The sequence below is a fragment of the Pseudomonas sp. GW822-FHT03F08 genome, from assembly GCF_058801265.1.
On record NZ_JBXANC010000001.1, the window covers coordinates 430869 to 456870 of the forward strand.

Sequence of the window (26002 nt, forward strand, 5' to 3'; positions counted from 1 at the left end):
GTACCAGTCAATAATGAAAAACGTCTATCTGATCAGCAATGTCACCCGTGGCGGCAAAACATACCTCGAATACCTGATCCCTGCGCTCAATGCCCTGCGCAACACCTACAACTGCATCGTCCTGCAAACAGACAAGACGGGGCTGAGCCGGCAAGAGGCAGAAGAGATCCTCGACTACCCGGTTCAGCAGGTAGGTGTAGAAGAGATTTCGAACCTGGAATCACAAATCGTCATTTCAAACGACGCCTGGGTTGGCCGCCTGCTCGACGATTCGAACTTTGGCATCTTCATGACCCACGGCAATATCGGAATGCCGACCAAGGACAAGTATTACTACGCCGAACTGACGTCCTATTGGGACGTGGTCATTGCTTCATCCCGATCAGGTTTTGACCTGATCAAAACCGGCCTGCAACGCTACAGACCCGACAGAAAAGCCCTGAAATCCCTGATTGCCGATGGCATTGCATTGCGCACCGACATGCGCAAGACAAGTCCGGTCGCGACGTTGCCAATCAAGGTCCCCCGATTCTTCGAGTCCGCTCCGGTGTCGAACAAGGCGTCGGGGGACTACGTTGTCGGGCTGTTGCCGACCCAATTGGGCATTTGCCCAAGTGGCGCATCGCTGTACGAAAACCTGCAAACCGTGATCAATGCCGTCAGGTCACAGATTGCACATGCCCGGTTCATCCTGCGTCCGTACATGGCCGACCTCGAGCATCCAACCCTGAAGGACCTGTGCAAACAGCTCTCTGTGTATGACTGGATCACCATAGACGAGCCAGGCACCAGCAGCACGGTTTTCTACCAGCAGTGCGACACCATCATTACCGATGCCTCGACCGGTGGTGTGTCGTTCATGCTCAACTCGTGCAAGTTGCCAATCTATTACGTTCCGACCTCCGATGAATGCAATCCGATTGTCGACGCCTGGCTGCAACAGATGAATAACCTGCTGCCCATTGCGAAAAACGGCGACGAACTAAAAGAGCTGGCACTGGGTTTCAGCCTGATGTCCCCCGACGACAATTACTTTATATACAAGAAGTTCTACGAAACGCAGTACCGCAACTTGCCGTTGCCGCAGGATGTGTTTCATGACTTGATCGAAAACAAGCATGATTCGATGTTCTGCCAGTTAACCATCGACTCCTTTGGCAATATCAAAGAACGTGACTGAACACAGATAAAGCGCGTTGAACCTGCCGCAAGGTTCAACGCCATTTACCCACACGGAACACTGGTCAGAATGCTATGAAATGTGACCCTCGCGCGCAGGTGATATGGATTACGGGCCTTTCCGGCGCCGGCAAATCAACGCTGGCCGGTGAGCTCGTTGCCCGTCTGCGCAGCGATGGCCAATCGGTTGTGATGCTCGATGGCGATGAATTGCGCGAGGTGTTCGGCGCCACCGCCGCCAACTCGCAGAACCATGGCCGTGAAGGTCGACTCGCGCTGGCCATGCAATACGCCCATCTCTGCAGAATGATCGCGGCGCAAGGCCACACCGTGGTGATCGCGACGATCTCGCTGTTCCGTGAAGTTCATGCGTGGAACCGCGCCCATCTGCCCGGTTATTTCGAGGTTTACCTGAAAGTACCGGTAGAGGAACTCAGCCGCCGGGATCCCAAGGGCATCTACCGTCGGTTTCATGCCGGTGAACTGAACAACGTTGCCGGACTTGACCTGCCCATTGATGAACCGCAAGCGGCGGACTGGCTGGTTGAATTCGACCCCCTGCGCTCCGGGCAAAGCCTGGCAGACGATTTACTCAATAAAATTTATACAAGGAATCTGGTATGAAAACCGAATGGGATTACACCACCCTGGCCGACGCCTATCTGAAGCGTCCTGACTACGCCGATGCCGCCATCGACGCGATGCTCTCGATCGCAGGTGCCGAACAGGGTGACAAGTTCTGCGACGTGGGTGCTGGCGTTGCCCACCTGACGCTGATGCTGGCCGCTCGTGGCCTGGACGTCACCGCCGTGGAGCCCAACGATGCGATGCGCGCCAACGGCATCAAGCGCACCGCCGAGCTGGCCAATGTCAAATGGCACGAAGGCACCGGCGAAGTGACCGGTCAAGCGACCCAGGCGTTCGACATGGTCACCTTCGGCAGCTCGTTCAACGTCTGCGACCGCCAGCAGGCCCTGAAAGAAACCGCGCGCATTCTCAAGCCTCGTGGCTGGTTTGCCTGCATGTGGAACCACCGCAATCTCGAAGACCCGATCCAGGCCCGGATCGAAGCCATCATCAAGGAGCGCGTACCGGGTTATGGCTACGGCACCCGTCGCGAAGACCAGACGGCCGTGATCGACGCCAGCGAACTGTTCGGCCCGGTCGTACACCTGGACGCCCGTGTCATTCACGAGCAGAGCATCGAAGAATGCCTGGAAGCCTGGCGCTCCCACGCCACGCTGGAGCGTCAGGCCGGTGCGAACTTCCACGAAGTGATCAGCGCCATCGACGACTACCTGAAAGGCCTGAAGACGCCTTCGATCCAGATTCCGTACTCGACGAACATTTGGGTCGCTCAGCTGAGATAACGCCTGATGGCCCTGCATTTCTCTACCAAGGCCGGCACGCTGTCCAGCCTGCAAGGACGACTCGCGTCGGCCCGCATTGCGCCGCTGCTGGCATTCACCGTGGCGGACTGGCAACGGGATCGGCAAGCCTGTGTCCAGGCTATCCGGGGGCGGCTGCCTGCCGCTCCCTGGATCGTGCGTTCCAGTTGCGGACGCGAGGACAGCGCCCAGGCGTCCTTCGCGGGCGCCTTCCTGTCGATCCCGGATGTCGATGACACAGGGCTGGCCTCGGCGGTTGAACAGGTCATCGCCAGTTATGGCGAGGTGTATCCGTCGGACGAGATACTGGTCCAGCCCATGCTGGGAAATGTGCTGCGCTCCGGCGTGGCGTTTTCCCACGACCCCAACACCTGCGCGCCATATCGGGTGGTGAACTGGTCGGAAGGCAGCGACACGGCCTCGGTGACCGGTGGCATGGGCGGTCGGCTCTGGCAGCAGGCGGCCCACAGCAAGGTTTCAGCGCCAGCGGCGCTCGCGCCTGTGGTCGGCTTGCTCGAAGAGTTGCTGGAACTGTTCGGTGGCGGGCCTGTCGACTGCGAGTTTGCAGTCACCCGTGAAACCGAAGGCGAAGTGCTCTGGCTGTTACAGGCCCGGCCGCTGATTCTGCCTTCCCGTCCGGAATCCGATGCAGAGCAGTCGGCCCGTCTGGAAAGCATTCAGCGCAAAGTGGCGCGCGGCATGCGTCCACATCCATTCCTGATCGGCCAGCGCACGGTCTATGGCGTGATGCCTGACTGGAACCCGGCCGAGATCATCGGTATCCGGCCCAAGCCGTTGGCACTCTCGCTGTACCGGGACCTGGTGACCGACTCCATCTGGGCCTACCAGCGTCACAACTACGGCTACCGCAACTTGCGCAGCTTTCCGCTGATGCCGCATTTTTTCGGCCTGCCCTATATCGATGTGCGCTTGTCGTTCAACTCCTTCATTCCGGCAGACCTTGATGAAGATCTGGCCGGGCGGCTGGTCGACTACTACATCGATCGGTTGCTGGCTGAACCGACACTCCACGACAAGGTCGAGTTCGAGATCGTGTTCTCGTGCTACACCCTGGATCTGTCGCAACAACTGGAGCGCCTCGCCGATGCAGGCTTCCAGCCCCACGAGCTGGACGCGATCAGCACCAGCCTGCGCAAGCTGACCAACCGTATCGTCCACCCCAAGGACGGTCTGTGGCGCAGCGATGCCAACAAACTCGATGTGCTCAATGCCCGCCGCGATGAGTTGCTGGCTTCCGATGCCGATCCGCTGGAGCGCATTTACTGGCTGCTGGAAGATGCGAAACGCTACGGCACCCTGCCCTTCGCCGGTCTGGCGCGCGCCGGCTTCGTCGCCGTGCAGATGCTCAGGTCGCTGGTGTCCGTGGGCGTGTTTTCGCAGGCAGACTACGATGCGTTCATGGCCGGTGTTTCCACCGTCAGCGGGCAATTGGCACGCGACCGGGCGACGCTCGACAAGACGACTTTCCTGGCGCGTTACGGGCATCTGCGACCGGGCACCTACGACATCCTTTCACCCCGCTACGATGAAGCGCCGGAGCTCTATTTCGACTGGACTCAACGTCCGGCCGCTCCGGAACCGCTTCAACCGTTTTCGCTGACGCTGCCACAGATGCGCGAGATCGTGAAACTGCTCGAAGCCCATGGTTTGCAGCCTGATCCGGTCGGTTTGCTGGACTTCCTGCAGAACGGTATCGAACTGCGGGAACTGGCCAAGTTTCACTTCACCCGCAATCTCTCCGACGCGCTGGCGTTGATTGCGCAAGTCGGTGCCGAGCACGGCATCGGTCGCGAAGACCTGGCCTATTGCGATATCCGCGCCTTCACCGAACTGCACGTGGCGGCAGCGGATCCGAAAGAGGTGCTGCTGCGCAGCATCGAACAGGGCAAGGCGCGCTATGCCGAGACGCTCAAGGTCTCCCTGCCGCCGGTGATCACCCGACCGGAAGATGTCTGGAGTTTCGAGTGGCCGGAAACGGCGCCCAATTTCATCACCCAGAAACGCGTGACCGCGCCGGTGGTGCTGTGCGACGACCGGGACAAACTCGCCGGGGCGATCGTCTGCATTCCCAACGCGGATCCGGGGTTCGACTGGCTGTTCGCCTACCCGATTGCCGGATTGATCACAGCGTGGGGCGGTGCCAATTCGCACATGGCGATCCGTGCCGGCGAACTGGGCTTGCCGGCCGTCATTGGTGCGGGGGAAGTGCTTTACCGGCGCTGGTCGACCGCAGATTTCCTGCACCTGGATTGCCCGGGCCGCCGGGTGGAGATGATGACATGAAGGTTGTCGCCGTCAGTCAGCGAGTGGACAGTCATCCGGAACGCGGAGAAACCCGTGATGCGCTGGATCAGCGACTGATCGGTTTCCTTCTGGCAGCCGGTTTTGTCCCGGTGCCGGTGCCCAACGGTTTGCCGCTCGATCACTGGCTGGCGGCTGTCGCGCCACACGCCATTGTGCTGTCGGGGGGCAATGACATCGGTCAGTGCCCGGCCCGCGACCGTACCGAAAGCGAGCTGCTGGATCACGCGCGCGTGCGTCAGTTGCCAGTGCTGGGCATTTGTCGCGGCATGCAGATGCTGGCGCACTGGTCCGGCGGCGAGCTGAAACCGGTCACCGGTCATGTGCGAACCCGGCATCAGTTGTCCGGCCGGATCGTCGCCGAAGTGAACAGCTATCACGGCCTCGCTCTTGCCAGTTGCCCGCAGGGGTTTGAAGTCATGGCGCGCAGCGAAGACGGGGAAATCGAAGCCATCCGCCACCTCCAGCTGCCGTGGGAAGGCTGGATGTGGCACCCGGAACGTGAAGCGGATTTTGCCTTCCACGATCTTCAGCGAATCCGGCAGTTGTTCGGCGAACCCCACTCCTCTCAATAACCCACGGGATAGACGTGTTGTGAAAGCCATTATTCTGGCTGCCGGACGTGGCAGTCGCATGAAAAGCCTCACGGATGAGCGGCCCAAGTGCCTGGTCGAGTTGCGGGGCAAACCCCTGCTCGAATGGCAGTTGGAGTCCCTGCGCGCGGCCGGTATCAGTGAAATCGCCGTGGTCACCGGCTATAAGCGTGAGTTGCTGGCCAACCGTGGCCTGATCGAGTTTCACAACCCGCGCTGGGCGGACACCAACATGGTGTCGTCACTGGCCTGCGCCGAATCGTGGCTGCAGGGGCAGCCGTGCCTCGTGAGTTATTCCGATATTTTCTACAGCCCGGCGGCCGTTCAGTCGTTGATGGCCAACACGGCATCACTGGCGGTGACCTATGACCCCAACTGGCTGGAACTGTGGACGCAACGTTTCGGCGACCCGTTACTGGATGCCGAAACGTTCCGCCTGACCGACGCCGGCACGCTGGCGGAAATCGGCAACAAGCCGCAATCGGTGGACGAAGTTCAGGGCCAATACATGGGACTGCTGCGCTTCACCCCCGAGGGCTGGGCAGAGGTCGTTCGGCTACGAGCCGAACTGACCCCGGAACAACGCGACAAGATGCACATGACCAACACCCTGCAACGCGTCATCGATGCTGGCCAGGTTCCCGTCGAAGCCGTTGCCTACACAGGAGAATGGGGAGAGGTCGACTCCAGCGAAGACCTCTGCGCGTACCAATAAGCGGATACGCCATTTCAGCGGAAGCGGTCGACCTCTTGGCGCAGGTCGGCCGCCAGGCTTTCCAGCTCCTTCGCCGTAATGGCCAGGTTCGACACCACCTCGCGCTGCTCGCTGTTGGCCATCGCGATGCTCTGCAGATTGCTGCTCAACAACGTCGCGGTGCTGCTCTGCTCCTGAGTCGCGGTGGTGATCGCCGCGAACTGCTGACCCGCCGAACGACTCTGCTCATCGATCCGCGCCAGCGCCGACGCGACGTTGGCATTACGCGACAGGCCCTCCTGCATCAGCACGTTGCCCTGCTCCATGGTGCTGATGGCGTTGCCGGTTTCCTGCTGGATGCTGTGGATCATCCCGGAGATTTCGTCAGTCGCCTGACGCGTGCGCGACGCCAGATTGCGCACTTCGTCAGCCACCACAGCAAAGCCGCGACCCTGTTCACCGGCACGGGCCGCTTCAATCGCAGCGTTGAGTGCCAGCAGGTTGGTCTGTTCGGCAATCGAGGTGATCACGCTGACGATGCCGCCGATTTCCTGGGAGCGCTGACCGAGCGTGTTGATTACAGTCGCCGTGGTGTTCAGCGCGCCGGCAATCTGTTCCAGCGAGGACGACGCTTCTTCCATCGAGCTGCGACCGATCTGGGTTTGCTGGGCATTTTCCTGGGCCAGACGCTGAGTGTTGCCCATGTTGTCGGCAATGTTCAGCGAGGTGGCGGAGAACTCTTCAACCGCACCCGCCATGCTGGTGATCTCGCCGGACTGCTGCTCCATGCCTTCATACGCGCCGCCGGACAGACCGGACAGCGCCTGCGCACGGCTGTTGACCTCTTCCGAAGCGCGGCGGATGTGCTCGACCATCGTCGACAGCGCCTGGCTCATCTGGTTGAAGGCACGGGCCAACTGACCGATTTCATCGTTGCTCGACACGTTCAGCCGCACGCTCAGATCGCCGGCACCCAGGGCTTCCGCCTGACGCACCAGATCACCCAGTGGTTGCAGTTTGCTGCGCAGCAGCCACACCGCCGAACCGACCGCAATCAGCATCGCCAGCAGGCTGCCGATGGCCAACTGGATGCCAACGCTCCAGGTCACTTCGCGGATCTCGGATTTCGGCATGCTCGCCACCACCGACCACGGTCCACCCTCGAACGGTACGGCGATGCTGTAGAAGTCTTCGGACTTGTCGCTCCAGAACCGGCCCTTGCCCGGCGTCTTCGCCAGACCGTTGACCACCGGGACCGCTTGATCCGGCGCCTGCACGCCCGCTGGCGCAACCAGCCACTTGTTTTGTTCGTCCAGCAGCGCCAGGGAGCCGCTCTGGCCGATGCGGAAACGCTTGAGGTTATCGAACTGGGCGTTTTGCGCGTCGGTGTAATCGAAGCCGACGAACAACACCGCGATCACCTTGCCGCTGCTGTCACGCACCGGGGTGTACTGAGTCATGTAGGAGCGATCAAACAGCAGCGCACGGCCGACGTAGCCCTGCCCCGCCATCAACTTCGCATAAGCCGGGTGAGCGTGATCGAGCAAGGTGCCGATGGCGCGGGTGCCATCCTGTTTGGTCAGCGAGGTGCTGACCCGCACGAAGTCTTCGCCGCTGCGCACGAACAGCGTGGCAACGCCCGCTGTCATCTGCTTGAACTCGTCGACTTCCTTGAAGTTGTTGTTCAACACTTCGCTGCCCAGGTGCAGGCCCGGGGTCTGGGTGCCCGCCACACTGACCGGCTCGCTCGGGTGAATGCTCAGGCCCGCGCTGAAGCGCTTCTCGAACAACCCGCTCAGGCGCTGGGTGCTTTCACGCAGCGTGCCGTGGAAGGTGCTCAACTGGTCGGCGAGCAGACGTGCCTCGCTGGCCAGGTGTTCTTCACGGGTGGCGAGGTTGGCGGTGTCCAGCGAACGCAGGGCGAACACCGTACTGCCACTGATGACAACCGCCAGTATCACGGCGAGCGCGAGGCCCAGCTGCGAGGCGATCCGGGCGCGAGGTTGAGACATGGACAGCTCCTGGCCGAGTCTGCGGATCCTCCCTGATCGCGGCTCGGAAAATTCTAATAATGGGGGTGAAGCCTGGAACCGGCACGACGGTCCCACTTGCACGTATTCGGCGGTAAAGCCGAATACTTGAGTGCACAGCGGGGTTATGGCCGAAGGCCGGCATTGTGGCGGCTCGAACGTTTCAGCTCAAGCGCGTGACCGGCGGCAACACCATGGCGTGGACTTCGCCTTGCAGGAAGTCGCTGAGCCGGCGCAAACGTTCACCTCCCGGACGGGTCTTTGGCCACACCAGGTAATAATTCAGGCCACTGGCAACTGCCGTCGGCCACGGCAGACTCAAACGCCCTTGCGCGACATCCTCGGCCACCATCAGCAAATCACCCATCGACACGCCATAACCCCGGGCCGCCGCGATCATCCCCAGTTCCAGGGTATCGAACACCTGCCCGCCCTTGAGCGATACCTGATCCGACAGTCCCATGTGCTCCAGCCAACTGCGCCAGTCGCGGCGATCCGGCGTCGGGTGCAGCAATTCGGCGCTGGCCAGTCGCGCCACATCCCAGGGCTGGTCGTGCAAAAGACTCGGGGCGCCCACCGGAATCAGCTCTTCCGGAAACAGCAGGCTGGCCTCCCAGTCCGGCGGAAAATGCCCGTCGCTCAGCAGCACCGCGCAATCGAAAGGTTCGTTGTTGAAGTCCACCGAATCCACGTCCATCCAGGCACTGGTCAGTTGCACTTCATTGCCCGGCTGCAAATGGCGAAAGCGACTGAGCCGCGCCAGCAACCAGCGCATGGTCAGGGTCGACGGGGCCTTCATGCGCAGGATGTCATCTTCGGCGCGCAAGGTATTGCAGGCTCGCTCCAGCGCGGCGAACCCCTCGCGGATGCCCGGCAGCAGCAGGCGCGCCGATTCCGTCAGTTGCAAATTGCGTCCGCTGCGATGGAACAGGCGGCAGGCGAAGTGCTCTTCGAGTGTGCGGATGTGCCGGCTCACCGCACTCTGAGTGATCGACAACTCCTCGGCTGCCCGGGTGAACGAACTGTGGCGTGCCGCCGCTTCGAATGCGCGCAGGGCATACAAGGGTGGAAGGCGACGGGACATGTACAGCGCTCCAATGGCGGGATTGCGCCAACTTAGCAGAATTGCTCCTGGATGAGTTTTAATCATGCCACCCATCCTTTTTATCCCTTTGTGCAAGCCGCGCCAAACCCTGAGAATCGACGGTCTCTTGCTCCCTCTCTATACGGATGTGAACACCATGCAGCGTCCTGTGCGTACCGAACTCTGGGCCATCCTGCGGCTGGCGGGGCCGTTGATTGCCTCGCAGTTGGCACACATGCTGATGGTGCTGACCGACACCCTGATGATGGCCCGCCTCAGCCCCGAAGCGCTGGCCGGTGGCGGTCTGGGCGCCGCGAGCTATTCGTTCGTGTCGATCTTCTGCATCGGCGTGATCGCGGCGGTCGGCACCCTGGTGGCAATCCGTCAGGGCGCCGGCGATATTATCGGCGCCGCCAAACTGACCCAGGCCGGGTTGTGGCTGGCGTGGCTGATGGCGCTCGGTGCCGGGCTGCTGCTGTGGAATCTGAAACCGGTGCTGTTGCTGTTCGGCCAGACCGAGACCAACGTCAACGCGGCCGGGCAGTTTCTGATCGCGCTGCCGTTTGCCCTGCCCGGCTACCTGAGCTTCATGGCCCTGCGCGGCTTCACCAGCGCCATCGGCCGGGCGACACCGGTGATGGTCATCAGCCTCGCCGGCACCGTGGCCAACTTCCTGCTCAATTACGCGCTGATCACCGGCATGTTCGGCCTGCCGAAACTGGGGCTGACCGGTATCGGACTGGTCACGGCGATTGTCGCCAACTGCATGGCACTGGCGCTGGCGTGGCATATCCGTCGGCATCCGGCCTATGACGCTTACCCGCTGCGCGAGGGCCTGTCGCGGCCAAACCGGCAGTACCTGAAAGAACTCTGGCGCCTGGGTCTGCCGATTGGCGGCACCTACGCGGTGGAAGTCGGGTTGTTCGCTTTCGCGGCGCTGTGCATGGGCACCATGGGCAGTACCCAACTGGCGGCGCACCAGATTGCCCTGCAAATCGTCTCGGTGGCGTTCATGGTGCCAGCGGGGATGTCGTATGCGATCACCATGCGCGTCGGCCAGCATTACGGCGCCGGGCAATTGAACGATGCGCGGATGTCCGGGCGGGTCGGCATCGTCTTCGGTGCAGTGGTGATGCTGGGGTTTGCGATGGTGTTCTGGTTGCTGCCGAATCAGCTGGTCGGTTTGTTCCTCGACCATAACGACCCGGCGTTTGCCGAAGTGATTCGTCTGGCCGTGAGCCTGCTCGCCGTGGCGGCGTGGTTCGAGCTGTTCGACGGCACGCAGACCATTGCCATGGGCTGTATTCGTGGGCTGAAGGATGCCAAAACCACGTTTCTGGTCGGACTCGGTTGCTACTGGCTGATCGGCGCGCCGGCGGCGTGGCTGATGGCGTTCCATCTGCATTGGGGGCCAACTGGCGTCTGGTGGGGACTGGCGCTGGGGCTGGCCTGCGCGGCGATCAGCCTGACGCTGGCGTTCGAATGGAAAATGAAGCGGATGATTCGCCTGGAGCCTGCACCCTCGAAGCCGTTCGCCGTCGCCCAGCCTGAATAGGTGTTTCCCTGTGGGGGCAGGCTTGCTCCCACAGGGTTCTGTGGTTAAACCACGATTTCCAGCGGTGGCTGCTGACTCGCATCGAAGGTCAGGTATTCAACCAGCTCCGCCAGCGGCAACGGCTTGCTGATCAGATACCCCTGCACCTGATCGCAGCCGAACCCGCGCAGCAATTCCATCTGCTCCGGGGTTTCCACCCCTTCGGCCACCACTTCCAGGTGCAGGTTGTGCGCGAGGTTGATCATCGCGTGCACCAGTTTGCGGTTCTCTTCGCGCTGCTCCATGCCGCCGACGAAGCTCTTGTCGATCTTCAGCAAGGTGATCGGCAGGCTGTTGAGGTGCACGAACGACGAGAATCCGGTGCCAAAGTCATCCAGCGAGAAGCGCACGCCAAGGCGGCCAAGGGCGTCCATGGTCTGTTTGACCAAGTCGCTGCGGCGCATCACGGCGGTTTCGGTGAGTTCGAATTCCAGCCACTGCGCCTCGACACCGCGCTCGGCGATCAGACGACTGAGCGTCGGCAGCAACTGGCTGTCCTGGAACTGGCGGAACGACAGGTTGATCGCCATGTGCAGCGCCGGTAATCCGCGTTCGCGCAAGGCCTGCATGTCACGCAGGGCCCGGGAAATCACCCAGTAACCCAGCGGTACGATCAGACCGCTCTGCTCGGCCAGCGGCACGAATTCGCTCGGTGGCAGCAAGCCGCGCTCACTGTGACGCCAGCGCACCAGCGCTTCGAGGCCGACAATCTGGCCGTCCTGCATGTTCAGACGCGGCTGGTAATGCAGCTCCAGCTCATCGCGACGCAAGGCCCGGCGCAGCTCGCTTTCGAGGTCGGCCATGCTTCGCGCATTGCGGTTGATCCGCTCGTTGAAGATGTGAAAAGTGCAGCCTTGCGTGCTCTTGGCCTGTTGCATGGCGATGTGTGCGTGCCACATCAACGGATCGGCGCCGCCCTGGGCGCGGGCATGGGCGATACCGAGGCTGGAACCGATCAGCAGGCTTTCGCCATCGACCCAGTAAGGTTCGGCCAAGGCTTCGGTGATGCGTTCGGCCATCCATTCAGCCCGTTGCGGGGCGCGGCGGGTGTCGATCAGCAAGGCGAATTCGTCGCTGCCCAGGCGCGCCAGTTGATCGCCGGCCTCCAGCTGGCTTTTCAGCCGTGCGACGACTTGCAGGATCAGGCGGTCGCCGGCCTGATGGCCGAGGGCGTCGTTGGCGTGACGAAAGTTGTCGAGATCGAGGTGCCCGAGGGCCAGGCCTCGACCGTCGTTTTCGGCCAGCCGAGCCGTGAGCAGGGTCTGGAAACCCTGACGGTTGGCGATGCCGGTCAAGGGATCCTGTTCGGCCAGGCGTTGCAGGGTGTTTTCCAGCACGCCGCGTTCGCGCACATGGCGCAGGCAACGGCGAAGCATGCCGGCATCGAGGGCATCGAACACCAGCCAGTCACTGACGCCGTCGGGTGCGGTCGCCGGCTCGTGCTCCAGCAGCAACACCGTCGGCAGGTTGCACCGGCCGGGCGCCGGCTGCAAAGCAGGAACGGTCAACAACACCGCATGGCGGTTGTCTTCGAACAGACTGCTGACCGACTCCCAGTTCGGCGCGCTGATCAGCACCGCCGCACTCCCCAACGGAGCCAGACACTCGCGCAATAACGCTGTCCACGCTGGCTCTTCGGCCAGTAGCAGCAAACGCAAGGGTTCGACAGGCGTAGTCAAGCTGACTCCCTAGACTCTGCAATGATGTGGGCGGCGGGCATTATGCCGTTCTGCCAACCAATGACCAAATGACAACGGTTATCAAAACGTTATTTTGTGTCACGAATGAGAACATTAGCCGCAAAATCACCGCGCATCCTGCGTGAAAGTAACAAAACCGGCAAATTTGAATCGCGTGCTGCGTCACAAGTCGGAGAGAGCAGCACAAATCGCTGAGCCTGTTAAAATGCCGGCCCATTTCGTCAACGACTCCCGAATTTTCGTATGTCCCGACTCAATCCCCGGCAGCAAGAAGCCGTGAACTACGTCGGCGGCCCTCTATTGGTGCTCGCCGGTGCTGGCTCCGGCAAGACCAGCGTGATCACGCGCAAGATTGCGCACCTGATCCAGAACTGCGGCATCCGTGCCCAGTACATCGTCGCCATGACCTTCACCAACAAGGCCGCGCGCGAGATGAAGGAACGGGTCGGCACCCTGCTGCGTGCCGGCGAAGGTCGTGGCCTGACGGTCTGCACCTTCCACAACCTGGGCCTGAACATCATCCGCAAGGAACATGAACGGCTGGGCTACAAACCCGGTTTCTCGATCTTCGACGAAACCGACGTCAAGTCGCTGATGACCGACATCATGCAGAAGGAATACGCGGGCGACGACGGCGTCGACGAGATCAAGAACATAATCGGCGCCTGGAAAAACGACCTGATCCTGCCGGCCGAAGCCCTGGAAAACGCCCGCAATCCCAAGGAACAGACCGCCGCCATCGTCTACACCCACTACCAGCGCACGCTCAAGGCGTTCAACGCGGTGGACTTCGACGACCTGATCCTGCTGCCGGTGAAGCTCTTCGAAGAGCACGCCGACATCCTCGAAAAGTGGCAGAACAAGGTGCGTTACCTGCTGGTCGACGAATACCAGGACACCAACGCCAGCCAGTACCTGCTGGTGAAAATGCTCATCGGCAAGCGCAACCAGTTCACCGTGGTAGGCGACGACGACCAGTCGATCTACGCCTGGCGCGGCGCGCGGCCGGAAAACCTGATGCTGCTCAAGGACGACTATCCGTCCCTGAAAGTGGTGATGCTGGAGCAGAACTATCGCTCCACCAGCCGCATCCTGCGCTGCGCCAACGTACTGATCTCGAACAACCCGCACGAATTCGAAAAGCAGCTGTGGAGTGAGATGGGCCACGGCGACGAGATCCGCGTGATCCGCTGCCGCAACGAGGACGCCGAGGCCGAGCGCGTGGCGATGGAGATCCTCAGCCTGCACTTGCGCACCGATCGCCCGTACAGTGATTTCGCGATCCTCTATCGCGGTAACTACCAGGCCAAGCTGATCGAACTGAAACTGCAGCACCATCAGGTGCCGTACCGCTTGAGCGGCGGCAACAGCTTCTTCGGCCGCCAGGAAGTGAAAGACCTGATGGCCTACTTCCGCCTGATCGTGAACCCGGACGACGACAACGCCTTCCTGCGCGTGATCAACGTACCGCGCCGGGAAATCGGCTCGACGACCCTGGAAAAACTTGGCAACTACGCCACCGAACGCAAGATCTCGATGTACGCCGCCACCGACGAACTCGGCCTCGGCGAGCATCTGGACAGCCGCTTCACCGATCGCCTGTCGCGCTTCAAGCGCTTCATGGACAAGGTGCGCGAGCAGTGCGCCGGCGAAGACCCGATCTCCGCCCTGCGCAGCATGGTCATGGACATCGACTACGAGAACTGGCTGCGCACCAACAGCTCCAGCGACAAGGCTGCCGACTACCGGATGAGCAACGTCTGGTTCCTGATCGAAGCCTTGAAGAACACCCTGGAAAAAGACGAAGACGGCGAAATGACCGTCGAGGACGCCATCGGCAAACTCGTCCTGCGTGACATGCTGGAACGTCAGCAGGAAGAGGAAGACGGCGCCGAAGGCGTGCAGATGATGACCCTGCATGCGTCCAAGGGCCTGGAATTCCCTTACGTGTTCATCATGGGCATGGAAGAGGAAATCCTCCCGCACCGCTCCAGCATCGAAGCCGACACCATCGAAGAAGAACGCCGCCTGGCCTACGTGGGCATCACCCGCGCGCGCCAGACCCTCGCGTTCACCTTCGCCGCCAAGCGTAAACAGTACGGCGAGATCATCGACTGCGCGCCAAGCCGCTTCCTCGATGAGCTGCCGCCGGACGACCTGGCCTGGGAAGGCAACGACGACACACCGACCGAAGTCAAAGCCGTGCGGGGCAATAGCGCATTGGCTGATATACGCGCGATGTTAAAGCGCTAGAATTGACCACTTTTTACTAGACCTTCGGCGCACAAAGCGCCAAATGAGGACAGCTTCATGGAAGCATTGCACCAGAAAATCCGCGAACAAGGCATCGTGCTTTCCGACCAGGTCCTGAAGGTCGACGCCTTCCTGAACCACCAGATCGACCCGGCCCTGATGAAGCTGATCGGCGACGAATTCGCCTCGCTGTTCAAGGATTCCGGCATCACCAAGATCGTCACCATCGAAGCCTCGGGCATCGCCCCGGCGATCATGACCGGTCTGAACCTCGGCGTGCCGGTGATCTTCGCCCGCAAGCAACAGTCCCTGACCCTGACTGAAAACCTGCTGTCGGCGACCGTTTACTCGTTCACCAAGAAAACCGAAAGCACCGTGGCCATCTCCCCGCGTCACCTGACCAGCAGCGACCGCGTGCTGATCATCGACGACTTCCTGGCCAACGGTAAGGCGTCCCAGGCGCTGATCTCGATCATCAAGCAAGCCGGCGCCACCGTCGCGGGCCTGGGCATCGTGATCGAGAAGTCGTTCCAGGGCGGCCGTGCGGAGCTGGATTCGCAGGGTTACCGCGTCGAGTCGCTGGCTCGCGTGAAATCGCTGAAAGATGGCGTGGTTACTTTCATCGAGTAACCCGCAACACCGCAGGACTTCTGTGGGAGCCAGTTTGCTGGCTCCCACCGTTGTTTTGGGGGTGGACAGTTATTGCGCGGTGGCCTTCAGGCCAGTGAGCAACAACCGCTGAAACAGGTCTTCTTTCAGACCTTCCGGGTGGGTGAGCTGCATGCGCGCCAAGTGCTCCGGGTACAGCGAAGCCTCCGGCGCGTCCAGCGCTGCCTTGCCCAGCTCCAGAATCTCGGTCAGCTTGAATTTGCTCTTCAGCCAGTTCAGCGCCCGCAGCAAATCCTTCTCGACCTCATTGAAATCGCAGCCCAGCGGATATTCCGGAAACAGATTCGGATGCCGTGCGGCAATCGCCTGCAAGCGTTGCGGGGTGTTGTCGGTAAAGCGTGGATCGAGGCGGAAATCCTTCGGCAGTTTGCCGACCTTCTGTGCCTGCTCGATCAGACCCTGCTGAAAGCGCGAGTCACTGATATTGAGCAGCGCTTCAATCACCACCGCATCGGACTTACCACGCAGATCGGCGATGCCGTACTCGGTGACCACGATATCCCGCAGGTGCCGTGGAATCGTGCAGTGGCCATATTCCCAGACAATGTTCGAACTGACGTCACCGCCGGACTCGCGCCAGCTGCGCAGCAGCAGTATCGAACGCGCATCGTGCAGCGCATGGCCCTGGGCAACGAAGTTGTACTGCCCGCCGACGCCGCTGAGCACCCGGCCATCCTGTAGCTGATCGGACACCCCGGCTCCGAGCAGGGTCATGGTGAATGCGGTGTTGATGAATCGTGCATCAAGGCGCTGCAGGCGTTTGAGTTCTTCCTGACCGTACAGCTCGTTGATGTAGCTGATGCGGGTCATGTTGAATTCGAGGCGTTTGCTGTGGGGCAGCTCACGCAAGCGCTCATAGAAACTGCGCGGCCCGAGGAAGAAACCGCCGTGCACTGAAATGCCGTCGGTTTGCGCCGCCTCGTCGAGGTTGCCGGCGTTGGCCTGTTGCTGGGTCTGCACGTCCGGGTAGACCTTGCGCCGGATGATCCCGGCGTCCGCCAGTACCAGCAGGCCGTTGACGAACATTTCGCTGCAACCGTAAAGACCCTTGGCGAACGGTTCGATGCCGCCCTCGCGCTCGATCAATTGCGCCCACTGGCTGAGATTCACATCGGCCAGCAACTCCCGGTAGCCGACATTGTCGGCCTGACGCGCCAGCAACGCAGCGGTCAGCGCGTCACCCATCGAGCCAATGCCGATCTGCAAGGTGCCGCCATCGCGCACCAACGTACTGGCGTGCAGGCCGATGAAGTGGTCCTGAAACCCGACGGGCATGTTCGGCGTGGAAAACAGCGTGCTGTTGTCCTTCTCGTCGATCAGCAGGTCGAAGGTGTCGATATCGACTTCGGCGTCGCCCGGCATGTACGGCAACTCGGTGTGCACCTGGCCGACCAGCAGAACGGTCTCCCCCGCCGCCCGGCGTTTGGCGATCATCGGGAACAGGTCGAGGGTGATGTCCGGATTGCAGCTCAGGCTCAAGCGATCAGGATGTTCGCTGCTGCTGGCGAGCAACTGCGCCACCAGGTTCAGCCCGGCGGCGTAGATGTCGCGGGCTGCATGGCTGTAGTTGCTGCTGACGTAGTCCTGCTGGGCCGGCGCGCTGTTGAGCAGGCTGCCGGGCTGCATGAAAAATTGCTCGATGCGGATGTTGGCCGGCAGGCTGTCGCGGTGCAGGTCGGCGAGGAAATCCAGCTCCGGGTAATCACCGAACACCCGCTCGACGAAGGGTTCGATGAAGCGCTTCTGCAAACCGTCGCCTAACGAAGGTCGGCCGAGGCACAGCGCGGTGTAGATCGTCAGTTGCCGCTCCGGCAAACCGGCGATGCGCCGGTACAGCGCGTTGACGAAGAGATTGGGTTTGCCCAGCCCCAGCGGCAGGCCCATGTGGATGTGCGCCGGCAACCGTGCCAGTACGTCGTCCACTGCCTGTTCGATCGAACACAACTGCACCATCTGAAGCCTCCCGCCCGTTCCGTGAATAGAGGTACGACCGAGATTGCCGGTTGTTTGCTGCAATGAACAGCCTCAGGCCTGAATCGCAGGCACAAAAAAACCGTCCGAAGACGGTTTTTTTCGTCAGAAGCGCGGCTTATTTCAGGCCGGACATCTTCTGGATGGCGCCCTTCAGCTCGTCATCCGAGCAATCGGCGCAGGTGCCTTTCGGAGGCATCGAGTTCAGGCCGGTGATGGCTTTGGCCAGCAGGCCGTCGAGGCCGCCTTGGTGATCGGCACGGTCTTTCCAGGCTGCTGCGTCACCGATTTTTGGTGCGCCCAGCAGGCCGGTGCCGTGGCAAGCGTTGCAATGTTTGGCAATCACTTCGTCCGGCGTCTTGGCGCCGCCACCGCCGCCTGCCGAAGCAGCGACTTCCATCCCCTTGCACTCTTGCCCTTGAACACAGACCTGGCCGACGGGCTCGAGGCGTTTGGCAATGTCGTCATTCGTCGCAGCTTGAGCGCTGACAGCCCAGAGGGCCAGTACGGTTGCTGGTGCAGCCAGCATTTTCATAATTAGATTCACGCGTTCACCCTCAATGGTGGCTATTCACGCCTGCGGCCACGGTTCGCAGGCGGGCGCAAGTATAGCGGTTAGCCCGCCACACTGAAACAACCCCAAAGTTAAAGGGGTCTTGTTGCGCATCGGTCAAACAGTCCGGACACCTTTGCCGCACTGGCCTGGCGTCTCTCGGTTTAAAAATTCGCCGGCGTGGCTGCGCTGATTAGTCGCGCAGGCGAGTCGAACGGATTACGGAAACGATGCGGCTTGGTACTTTCAAAGTAGTAGCTGTCGCCGGCTTCGAGGATAAAAGTTTCAAGTCCCACCACCAGTTCCAGACGCCCTTCCACCAGAATCCCGGTTTCCTCGCCTTCGTGGGTGAGCATTTCTTCGCCGGTGTCGGCGCCCGGCGGGTAGATTTCATTGAGGAACGCGATGGCCCGGCTCGGGTGTGCGCGGCCGACCAGTTTCATGGTCACGGCGCCGTCGGAAATGTCGATCAGCTCGTTGGCCTTGTAGACGATCTGGGTCGGTTTTTCCTGGAGGATTTCTTCGGAAAAGAACTCGACCATGGACATGGGAATCCCGCCCAGCACCTTCCTCAGCGAACTGATCGAAGGGCTGACGCTGTTCTTTTCGATCATCGAAATGGTGCTGTTGGTGACGCCCGCGCGCTTGGCGAGTTCACGCTGGGAAAGCCCTTTGAGCTTGCGGATCGATTGCAGTCGTTCACCGACGTCCAAGGCTTGGGCCTCCTGAGTGTTGTAGAAATATTGAGCGTTATCATGGCGACAGCGTTCAGTATTTACAACACTTGGGCCCAGCCTGGGCTTCAACCCTCGGAATAGAGCCTTGGCACCCGACGCAGGTTGCAGAAGATCTGGTACGGAATGGTGTCCGCCCACTTCGCGACGTCGCTGGCGAGGATGTTCTTGCCCCACAGCTCGACGGTCGAACCGAGACCGGCTTGCGGCACGTCGGTCAGGTCGATGCAGAGCATGTCCATCGACACCCGGCCAAGAATGCGGCTGCGTTGGCCGGCCACCAGTACCGGTGTGCCGGTCGGCGCCTGACGCGGATAACCGTCGGCGTAACCCATGGCAACCACACCGATGCGCATCGGTTTGTCGGTGACGAATTTCGCGCCATAGCCCACCGGTTCGCCGGCCGGTAGCTCGCGTACGTTGATGACTTTTGATTCAAGTGTCATCACCGGTTGCAGGCGATCGGCCACGGCGTTGGCTTCTTCAAACGGGGTGGCGCCGTAGAGCATGATGCCCGGGCGCACCCAGTCGCTGTGAATCTGTGGCCAGCCCAGCACCGCCGGCGAGTTGCGCAGGCTGACTTCGGCTGCCAGCCCCTGACGCGCAGCTTCAAATACCGCAACCTGATCGGCGCTGCTCTGCTCATGCAATTCATCGGCACGGGCGAAGTGGCTCATCAGCACGACCTTCGACACTTTGCCGCTGGCCAGCAGGCGCTGGTAAGCCGCCGGGTAATCCTTCGGATGCAAGCCAACGCGGTGCATGCCCGAATCGAGCTTCAGCCACACGGTGATCGGCTTGCTCAACGCTGCCTGCTCGATGGCTTCGAGCTGCCACAGCGAATGCACCACGCACCAGAAGTCGTGCTCGACGATCAGCGCCAACTCATCGGCCTCGAAAAAGCCTTCAAGCAACAGCACCGGCGCACGAATGCCCGCGGCACGCAGCTCCAGGGCTTCTTCGATACACGCCACCGCGAAGCCGTCCGCTTCAGCCTCCAGCGCCTGGGCGCAACGCACTGCGCCATGGCCGTAGGCATCAGCCTTGATCACCGCCAGTGCCTTGGCACCGGTGACTTCACGGGCGATACGGTAGTTGTGACGCAGGGCTTGAAGGTCGATCAGGGCACGGGCAGGACGCATGGCAGCAGACTTCTTGGCGGTCATGGGAATAAAAACCGGCGCTGGCTGACGGCGTGAACCGCCAACAGCACCGGGAGAGGTATCTTTAAAACAGGTTACGGCAACACGGCGACGATGGAGATCTCGACCAGGATGCTCGGCTTGGCCATCTTCGCTTCGACGGTGGCACGGGCTGGCGCGGCGCCTTTGGGCAGCCACTGGTCCCACACCGAATTCATCCCGGCGAAGTGCGCCTCGATGTCGTTCAGGTAGATCGTCGCCGACAGCAGATGCTGCTTGTCAGTCCCGGCCAGATCCAGCAAACGCTCGATGTTGGCGAGCACGTCGCGGGTCTGCTGTTCCACCCCGGCGTTGAAGTCATCGCCGACCTGCCCGGACAGATACACCGTACCGTTGTGGCTGACGATCTGACTCATGCGCTCATTGGTGAGCTGGCGCTGGATTGCCATGCTTTGCGGACTCCTGGGTCTTGTTGCCATAACGGGAAATATCGAGGCCTTCGGCACTGATCTGCGGCTTTTTCTTCGCCATCAGGTCAGCCAGCAAGCGACCGGAACCGCACGCCATGGTCCAGCCGAGGGTGCCGTGACCGGTGTTCAGGAACAGATTCTTGAACGGGGTGGCGCCGACGATCGGGGTGCCATCCGGCGTGGTTGGACGCAGGCCGGTCCAGAAACTCGCTTCGGCCAGATTGCCGCCCTGAGGATAAAGGTCGTTGACGATCATCTCCAGGGTTTCACGCCGACGCGGGTTCAGCGACAGGTCAAAACCGGCGATCTCCGCCATGCCGCCGACGCGGATGCGGTTGTCGAAACGGGTAATCGCAACCTTGTAGGTCTCGTCGAGAATGGTTGAGGTCGGGGCCATCGCCGGGTTGGTGATCGGCACGGTCAGCGAGTAGCCCTTCAACGGATAGACCGGGGCCTTGATGCCCAGCGGCTTGAGCAGTTGCGGCGAGTAGCTGCCGAGAGCCAGCACGTAACGGTCGGCGGTTTCCAGCTTGCCGTCGATCCACACGCCGTTGATGCGGTCACCAGCGAAGTCGAGGCGCTGGATGTCCTGGCCGAAGCGGAATTCCACACCCAGGTTCACCGCCATTTCGGCAAGGCGGGTGGTGAAGATCTGGCAGTCGCCGGTCTGGTCGTTCGGCAGGCGCAGGGCACCGGCGAGGATGTCGGTGACGCTGGCCAGGGCCGGCTCGACGCGGGCAATGCCGGCGCGGTCGAGGACTTCGAACGGTACGCCGGACTCTTTCAGAACGGCGATGTCCTTGGCGGCGCCATCAAGCTGCGCCTGAGTGCGAAACAGCTGGGTGGTGCCCAGGCTGCGGCCTTCGTAGGCAATGCCGGTTTCGGCGCGCAATTCGTCGAGGCAGTCGCGGCTGTACTCGGACAGACGCACCATGCGTTCCTTGTTCACCGCGTAACGGTTGGCGGTGCAGTTACGCAGCATCTGCGCCATCCACAGGTATTGGTCGATGTCGGCGGTGGCCTTGATCGCCAAAGGCGCGTGGCGTTGCAGCAGCCACTTGATGGCCTTGAGCGGCACGCCCGGCGCGGCCCACGGCGAGGCATAGCCCGGCGAGACCTGGCCTGCGTTGGCGAAACTGGTCTCCATGGCCGCGGCTGGCTGCCGGTCGACCACCACCACTTCAAACCCGGCACGGGCCAGATAGTAAGCACTGGCGGTACCGATGACGCCGCTACCCAAGACCATAACGCGCATTTTTGTATCCCTCATCGCGGCGTGCCGCGTACGTCTGTTGTTAGAGCAATGATGCGCGCAGTGTAAAAAAGATTCGCCAGTGCTTTTCACTGTATAAGCGCCTATATTTGGCGACAATTCTCGGCAAAAACCCTTTTCACGGAGGCGCATCCCCTATGCGTACCAACACTCAGACCAAACGTGAGCTGGACAAGATCGACCGCAACATCTTGCGGATCCTGCAGGCGGACGGGCGGATTTCATTCACCGAACTGGGCGAGAAGGTCGGGCTCTCCACCACGCCTTGCACGGAGCGGGTGCGGCGCCTTGAGCGCGAGGGGATCATCATGGGCTACAACGCCCGCCTGAATCCGCAGCACTTGAAGGGTAGTCTCTTGGTGTTCGTCGAGATCAGCCTCGACTACAAATCCGGCGATACTTTCGAAGAGTTCCGACGCGCGGTGCTGAAATTGCCTCACGTGCTCGAATGCCACCTGGTGTCAGGGGATTTCGACTATCTGGTGAAGGCGCGGATTTCCGAGATGGCCTCGTACCGCAAGCTGCTGGGCGACATCCTGCTCAAGCTGCCGCACGTGCGTGAATCCAAGAGCTACATCGTGATGGAAGAAGTGAAAGAGAGCCTGAGCCTGCCGATTCCGGACTGATCGCTCAGACCAACACCTGCCGGTTTTCGGCCATGTACTCGAACACCTGCTTCTCGACCCGTGGGTGAATCAGCTCCACCGGCCGCCTGCCGTTGGGGCACGGCAGGGTCTGGGTGGTGCCGAACAACCGGCATATCAGTGGCCGCTCGTCATACACCGTGCAGCCGTTCGGCCCCAGGTGCACACAGTTGAGTTCTTCCATGGCCGCGTCCTGCTCGGCGCGCGTCTTGCGCGGCAAGCGGGACATTTCCTCGGGCGAGGTGGTCACCGGCCCACAGCAGTCATGACAGCCTGGCACGCACTCGAACGTGGGAATCTGCTGACGCAGGGTGCGGACTTTCTGACTGTTGCAGCTCATTGCAGCGGTAACCGGAGCGAAATAGGCGGCAATTGTGCCGCAAAAGCCGTGATCCAGACACCATAAGCCGACCAATGTTGCCCGGCCTCGGGCCTGCGGCTTATGCTCCGTCAAATTTTCTCGACACCCGCTCAGGATGACGCCCATGAATGCCCGCGCCCACGCCTCCGCGAGCCAACCCCACGTTGCCTCTTATTACGCCGCCAGCAGCCTGCCGCAGCCCGACCATCCGGTACTGCAAGGCGAACTGATTGCCGACGTGTGCGTGGTCGGTGGCGGTTTCTCCGGGCTGAACACCGCGCTGGAACTGGCTGAACGGGGATTGAGCGTGGTGCTGCTGGAAGCGCACCGGATCGGCTGGGGCGCCAGCGGGCGCAACGGCGGGCAACTGATTCGCGGGGTAGGCCACGGGCTCGACCAGTTCGCCAACGTGATCGGCACCGACGGCGTGCGTCAGATGAAGCTCATGGGCCTGGAAGCGGTGGAAATCGTCCGACAGCGCGTCGAAAAATTTCAGATCCCCTGCGACCTGACCTGGGGTTATTGCGACCTCGCCAACAAACCTTCCGACCTGGAAGGCTTTGCCGAAGACGCCGAAGAACTGCGAGGCCTTGGTTACCGCTACGAAACCCGCCTGCTGCAAGCGAATGAAATGCACACCGTGGTCGGTTCCAAGCGCTATGTCGGCGGCTTGATCGACATGGGTTCCGGTCACCTGCACCCGCTGAACCTGGCATTGGGCGAAGCCGCGGCGGCGCAGCAACTGGGCGTCAAACTGTTCGAACAATCGGCGGTCACCCACATTGATTACGGCCCCGAAGTCCGGGTGCACACGGCGCAAGGCTCGGTGCGGGCGAAGACGCTGGTGCTCGGCTGCAACGCCTATCTCAACAATCTGAATCCGCAACTCAGCGGCAAGGTGCTTCCCGCCGGCAGCTATATCATCGCCACCGAACCGCTGAGCGAAGAACAGGCCCACGCCCTGCTGCCGCAGAACATGGCGGTCTGCGACCAGCGCGTGGCACTGGATTACTACCGGCTCTCGGCGGACCGCCGCCTGTTGTTCGGCGGCGCTTGCCATTACTCGGGGCGTGATCCGAAGGACATCGCCGCGTATATGCAGCCGAAGATGCTGGAAGTGTTCCCGCAGCTCGCATCAGTGAAGATCGATTATCAGTGGGGCGGGATGATCGGCATCGGTGCCAACCGTCTGCCGCAGATTGGCCGGCTCGCCGACCAGCCGAACGTGTATTTCGCCCAGGCCTATTCCGGCCATGGTGTGAACGCCACGCACCTGGCGGGCAAGTTGCTGGCCGAGGCCATCAGCGGCCAGCACAGCGGTGGCTTCGACCTGTTCGCCAAAGTGCCACATATCACCTTCCCCGGCGGCAAGCATCTGCGTTCGCCGTTGCTGGCATTGGGGATGTTGTGGCATCGACTCAAAGAGCTGGTCTGAGCTCGTTCCCACGCTCTGCGTGGGAACGATCCCTCTAGATCCGCCAGAACGGCTTCAACCCCTCCTCCAGCGCCTGTTCCCGTGTCAGCCCGACATCCTTGAGCTGCTCCGGCGTCAGGCCCAGCAACGCCTTGCGCGTGTGCAGACGATGCCAGAACAGACCCCAGCGACTCAGCCCGGACGGTGCGTTGCGCATGATCTCGTCGCGCGCGTTGTCCTGTTGCCCTGCCTCCAGTTCCTGACTGTGTAACGTCAGCCGCACATCGCTCAAACCGTTCATTTTCATTGCTCCTGTTTACTTGGGTAGCCAGAGATTCCATGATGCGCGGGTCGACAAAAGCATTACAGATTCAACACATCTGTATTAACTCCATACAGATTTGCTGTTCCCGAGACTGAATTGTCGATTTACGCCGCATCTGTACTGGTTTTTCGAATCACCTGCATCGAGGCAGTGCCATGACCCTGTATGTGAACCTTGCCGAGTTGCTCGGCACCCGCATCGAACAAGGCTTCTACCGTCCTGGTGATCGCCTGCCGTCGGTGCGCGCCTTGAGCGTAGAACATGGGGTCAGCCTGAGCACGGTGCAGCAGGCCTATCGGATGCTGGAAGACAGCGGCCTGGCCACGCCAAAGCCCAAGTCCGGGTACTTTGTGCCCGCTGGGAGGGAGCTGCCGGAATTGCCGGCGGTCGGGCGCCCGGCCCAACGGCCGGTAGAGATTTCCCAGTGGGATCAGGTGCTTGAGCTGATTCGCGCCGTGCCGCGCAAGGACGTGGTGCAACTCGGTCGCGGCATGCCGGACATCTCGTCACCGACGATGAAACCGCTGCTGCGCGGACTGGCACGCATCAGTCGCCGCCAGGACATGCCGGGTCTGTATTACGACAACATCCACGGCACCCTCGAACTGCGCGAACAGATCGCCCGGCTGATGCTCGATTCCGGCTGCCAGTTGAGCGCCAGTGACCTGGTGATCACCACCGGTTGCCACGAAGCACTGTCCACCAGCATCCACGCGATCTGCGAGCCCGGCGACATCGTCGCCGTGGATTCGCCGAGTTTTCACGGCGCCATGCAGACCCTCAAGGGGCTGGGCATGAAAGCCCTGGAAATCCCCACCGACCCGCTCACCGGCATCAGCCTCGAAGCCCTGGAACTGGCGCTGGAACAATGGCCGATCAAGGTCATCCAGCTCACCCCCAACTGCAACAACCCGCTCGGCTACATCATGCCGGAGTCGCGCAAACGTGCCCTGCTCAACCTGGCCCAGCGCTTCGACGTGGCGATTATCGAGGACGATGTGTATGGCGAACTGGCCTACACCTACCCGCGCCCGCGCACGATCAAATCCTTCGACGAAGACGGTCGCGTATTGCTGTGCAGTTCGTTTTCCAAGACCCTCGCGCCGGGGCTGCGTATCGGCTGGGTCGCGCCCGGTCGCTATCTCGAACGCGTACTGCACATGAAATACATCAGCACCGGCTCCACCGCGACACAACCGCAGATCGCCATCGCCGAATTTATCAAGGCCGGGCACTTCGAACCGCATTTGCGGCGGATGCGCACGCAATACCAGCGCAATCGCGACGTGATGATCGATTGGGTGACCCGTTATTTCCCGGCCGGCACCCGCGCCAGCCGCCCGCAAGGCAGCTTCATGCTCTGGGTGGAACTGCCGGAAGGTTTCGATACCTTGAAACTGAATCGTGCGCTGCACGATCAGGGCGTACAGATTGCCGTCGGCAGCATCTTTTCTGCCTCGGGCAAGTACCGCAATTGCCTGCGCATGAACTACGCTGCCAAACCGACCGCGCTGGTCGAGGAAGCAGTGCGCAAGGTGGGTGCGGCGGCGATCAAACTACTGGCTGAAGCCGACTGACCTTTTTCGAGAGACCCGCGTCCATATGCCGA

At 61.4% G+C, this 26002-nt stretch carries 23 protein-coding genes; 12 read left to right on the forward strand and 11 right to left on the reverse strand.

The genetic code is table 11. The features are described 5' to 3' along the window. The first annotated feature begins 13 nt into the window (after positions 1-13). The 6 genes from AC1RME_RS02040 to AC1RME_RS02065 all read left to right on the forward strand — a co-directional run bounded on the left by AC1RME_RS02040 (position 14) and on the right by AC1RME_RS02065 (position 6197). Positions 14-1180, forward strand: coding sequence for a hypothetical protein (locus AC1RME_RS02040; RefSeq protein ID WP_096817325.1), 1167 nt, complete (start codon positions 14-16; stop codon positions 1178-1180). A gap of 74 nt (positions 1181-1254) precedes the next feature. Next, positions 1255-1803, forward strand: coding sequence for an adenylyl-sulfate kinase (locus tag AC1RME_RS02045; RefSeq protein WP_096817323.1), 549 nt, complete (start codon positions 1255-1257; stop codon positions 1801-1803). Continuing rightward, positions 1800-2549 (forward strand): class I SAM-dependent methyltransferase, encoded by a 750-nt coding sequence (locus AC1RME_RS02050; RefSeq protein ID WP_096817321.1) that lies wholly within the window; start codon positions 1800-1802, stop codon positions 2547-2549. Before AC1RME_RS02045 ends, AC1RME_RS02050 begins: the two co-directional genes overlap by 4 nt. 6 nt (positions 2550-2555) lie before the next feature. Next, positions 2556-4871, forward strand: coding sequence for a PEP-utilizing enzyme (locus tag AC1RME_RS02055; RefSeq protein ID WP_102620721.1), 2316 nt, complete (start codon positions 2556-2558; stop codon positions 4869-4871). Beyond that, a complete protein-coding gene (locus tag AC1RME_RS02060; RefSeq protein ID WP_493090337.1) occupies positions 4868-5464 on the forward strand; it encodes a gamma-glutamyl-gamma-aminobutyrate hydrolase family protein in 597 nt (198 codons plus the stop codon). The genes AC1RME_RS02055 and AC1RME_RS02060 overlap by 4 nt, the downstream gene beginning before the upstream one ends. A 19-nt stretch (positions 5465-5483) precedes the next feature. Continuing rightward, complete coding sequence (locus AC1RME_RS02065) at positions 5484-6197, forward strand: phosphocholine cytidylyltransferase family protein (protein WP_493090338.1); 714 nt, start codon at positions 5484-5486, stop codon at positions 6195-6197. A 14-nt stretch (positions 6198-6211) separates the two neighbouring features. On the opposite strand, the gene AC1RME_RS02070 is transcribed toward AC1RME_RS02065, so the two are convergent. Together AC1RME_RS02070 and AC1RME_RS02075 are read right to left on the reverse strand one after the other, a co-directional pair. Then, positions 6212-8188: a methyl-accepting chemotaxis protein gene (locus AC1RME_RS02070; RefSeq protein ID WP_102620718.1), complete on the reverse strand. Its 1977-nt coding sequence runs from the start codon at positions 8186-8188 to the stop codon at positions 6212-6214. Between the two features lie 181 nt (positions 8189-8369). Continuing rightward, on the reverse strand, positions 8370-9290 hold the full coding sequence (locus AC1RME_RS02075) for a LysR substrate-binding domain-containing protein (RefSeq protein WP_273538012.1): 921 nt from the start codon (positions 9288-9290) through the stop codon (positions 8370-8372). A gap of 157 nt (positions 9291-9447) precedes the next feature. Here AC1RME_RS02075 and AC1RME_RS02080 point away from each other — a divergent pair, with 157 nt between their 5' ends. After that, a complete protein-coding gene (locus AC1RME_RS02080) occupies positions 9448-10845 on the forward strand; it encodes a NorM family multidrug efflux MATE transporter (protein WP_096817311.1) in 1398 nt (465 codons plus the stop codon). 44 nt (positions 10846-10889) lie between these two features. Here AC1RME_RS02080 and AC1RME_RS02085 read toward each other — a convergent pair whose 3' ends face one another. Next, the gene (locus AC1RME_RS02085) at positions 10890-12563 is read right to left on the reverse strand and encodes a putative bifunctional diguanylate cyclase/phosphodiesterase (RefSeq protein ID WP_096817309.1); all 1674 of its coding nucleotides are present in this window, start codon (positions 12561-12563) and stop codon (positions 10890-10892) included. 264 nt (positions 12564-12827) lie between these two features. Between AC1RME_RS02085 and rep the strand changes: the two genes are divergently transcribed. Together rep and AC1RME_RS02095 are read left to right on the forward strand one after the other, a co-directional pair. Then, positions 12828-14837: a DNA helicase Rep gene (rep, locus tag AC1RME_RS02090; protein WP_493090339.1), complete on the forward strand. Its 2010-nt coding sequence runs from the start codon at positions 12828-12830 to the stop codon at positions 14835-14837. A 57-nt stretch (positions 14838-14894) separates the two neighbouring features. Then, the gene (locus AC1RME_RS02095; protein WP_007920398.1) at positions 14895-15467 is read left to right on the forward strand and encodes a xanthine phosphoribosyltransferase; all 573 of its coding nucleotides are present in this window, start codon (positions 14895-14897) and stop codon (positions 15465-15467) included. A gap of 69 nt (positions 15468-15536) precedes the next feature. Here the strand turns inward: AC1RME_RS02095 and AC1RME_RS02100 are convergent, their stop codons facing one another. The 6 genes from AC1RME_RS02100 to dadA all read right to left on the reverse strand — a co-directional run bounded on the left by AC1RME_RS02100 (position 15537) and on the right by dadA (position 21631). After that, the gene (locus tag AC1RME_RS02100) at positions 15537-17459 is read right to left on the reverse strand and encodes an acetyl-CoA hydrolase/transferase C-terminal domain-containing protein (RefSeq protein ID WP_096817307.1); all 1923 of its coding nucleotides are present in this window, start codon (positions 17457-17459) and stop codon (positions 15537-15539) included. Positions 17460-17595: 136 nt separating this feature from the next. Beyond that, positions 17596-18012, reverse strand: a complete 417-nt coding sequence (locus AC1RME_RS02105) for a c-type cytochrome (protein ID WP_025112727.1) — start codon at positions 18010-18012, stop codon at positions 17596-17598. Positions 18013-18194: 182 nt separating this feature from the next. Continuing rightward, positions 18195-18743 (reverse strand): cupin domain-containing protein, encoded by a 549-nt coding sequence (locus AC1RME_RS02110; RefSeq protein ID WP_096817305.1) that lies wholly within the window; start codon positions 18741-18743, stop codon positions 18195-18197. A gap of 89 nt (positions 18744-18832) precedes the next feature. Further along, positions 18833-19906, reverse strand: a complete 1074-nt coding sequence (alr, locus tag AC1RME_RS02115) for an alanine racemase (protein WP_096817303.1) — start codon at positions 19904-19906, stop codon at positions 18833-18835. A gap of 95 nt (positions 19907-20001) precedes the next feature. Continuing rightward, positions 20002-20355, reverse strand: a complete 354-nt coding sequence (locus tag AC1RME_RS02120) for a RidA family protein (protein ID WP_493090341.1) — start codon at positions 20353-20355, stop codon at positions 20002-20004. Next, on the reverse strand, positions 20327-21631 hold the full coding sequence (dadA, locus tag AC1RME_RS02125) for a D-amino acid dehydrogenase (protein ID WP_085731396.1): 1305 nt from the start codon (positions 21629-21631) through the stop codon (positions 20327-20329). The genes AC1RME_RS02120 and dadA overlap by 29 nt, the downstream gene beginning before the upstream one ends. A 155-nt stretch (positions 21632-21786) precedes the next feature. Between dadA and AC1RME_RS02130 the strand changes: the two genes are divergently transcribed. After that, the gene (locus AC1RME_RS02130) at positions 21787-22275 is read left to right on the forward strand and encodes an Lrp/AsnC ligand binding domain-containing protein (protein ID WP_003177284.1); all 489 of its coding nucleotides are present in this window, start codon (positions 21787-21789) and stop codon (positions 22273-22275) included. Positions 22276-22279: 4 nt separating this feature from the next. Here the strand turns inward: AC1RME_RS02130 and AC1RME_RS02135 are convergent, their stop codons facing one another. Further along, positions 22280-22633, reverse strand: a complete 354-nt coding sequence (locus AC1RME_RS02135; protein ID WP_096817301.1) for a YkgJ family cysteine cluster protein — start codon at positions 22631-22633, stop codon at positions 22280-22282. Positions 22634-22778: 145 nt separating this feature from the next. On the opposite strand from AC1RME_RS02135, the gene AC1RME_RS02140 reads away from it, so the two are divergent. Then, a complete protein-coding gene (locus AC1RME_RS02140; RefSeq protein WP_493090343.1) occupies positions 22779-24089 on the forward strand; it encodes an NAD(P)/FAD-dependent oxidoreductase in 1311 nt (436 codons plus the stop codon). Positions 24090-24123: 34 nt separating this feature from the next. On the opposite strand, the gene AC1RME_RS02145 is transcribed toward AC1RME_RS02140, so the two are convergent. Then, positions 24124-24369, reverse strand: coding sequence for a DUF1127 domain-containing protein (locus tag AC1RME_RS02145; RefSeq protein WP_096817297.1), 246 nt, complete (start codon positions 24367-24369; stop codon positions 24124-24126). Between the two features lie 179 nt (positions 24370-24548). Here AC1RME_RS02145 and AC1RME_RS02150 point away from each other — a divergent pair, with 179 nt between their 5' ends. Then, on the forward strand, positions 24549-25970 hold the full coding sequence (locus tag AC1RME_RS02150; protein WP_493090345.1) for an aminotransferase-like domain-containing protein: 1422 nt from the start codon (positions 24549-24551) through the stop codon (positions 25968-25970). Positions 25971-26002: the final 32 nt, after the last annotated feature.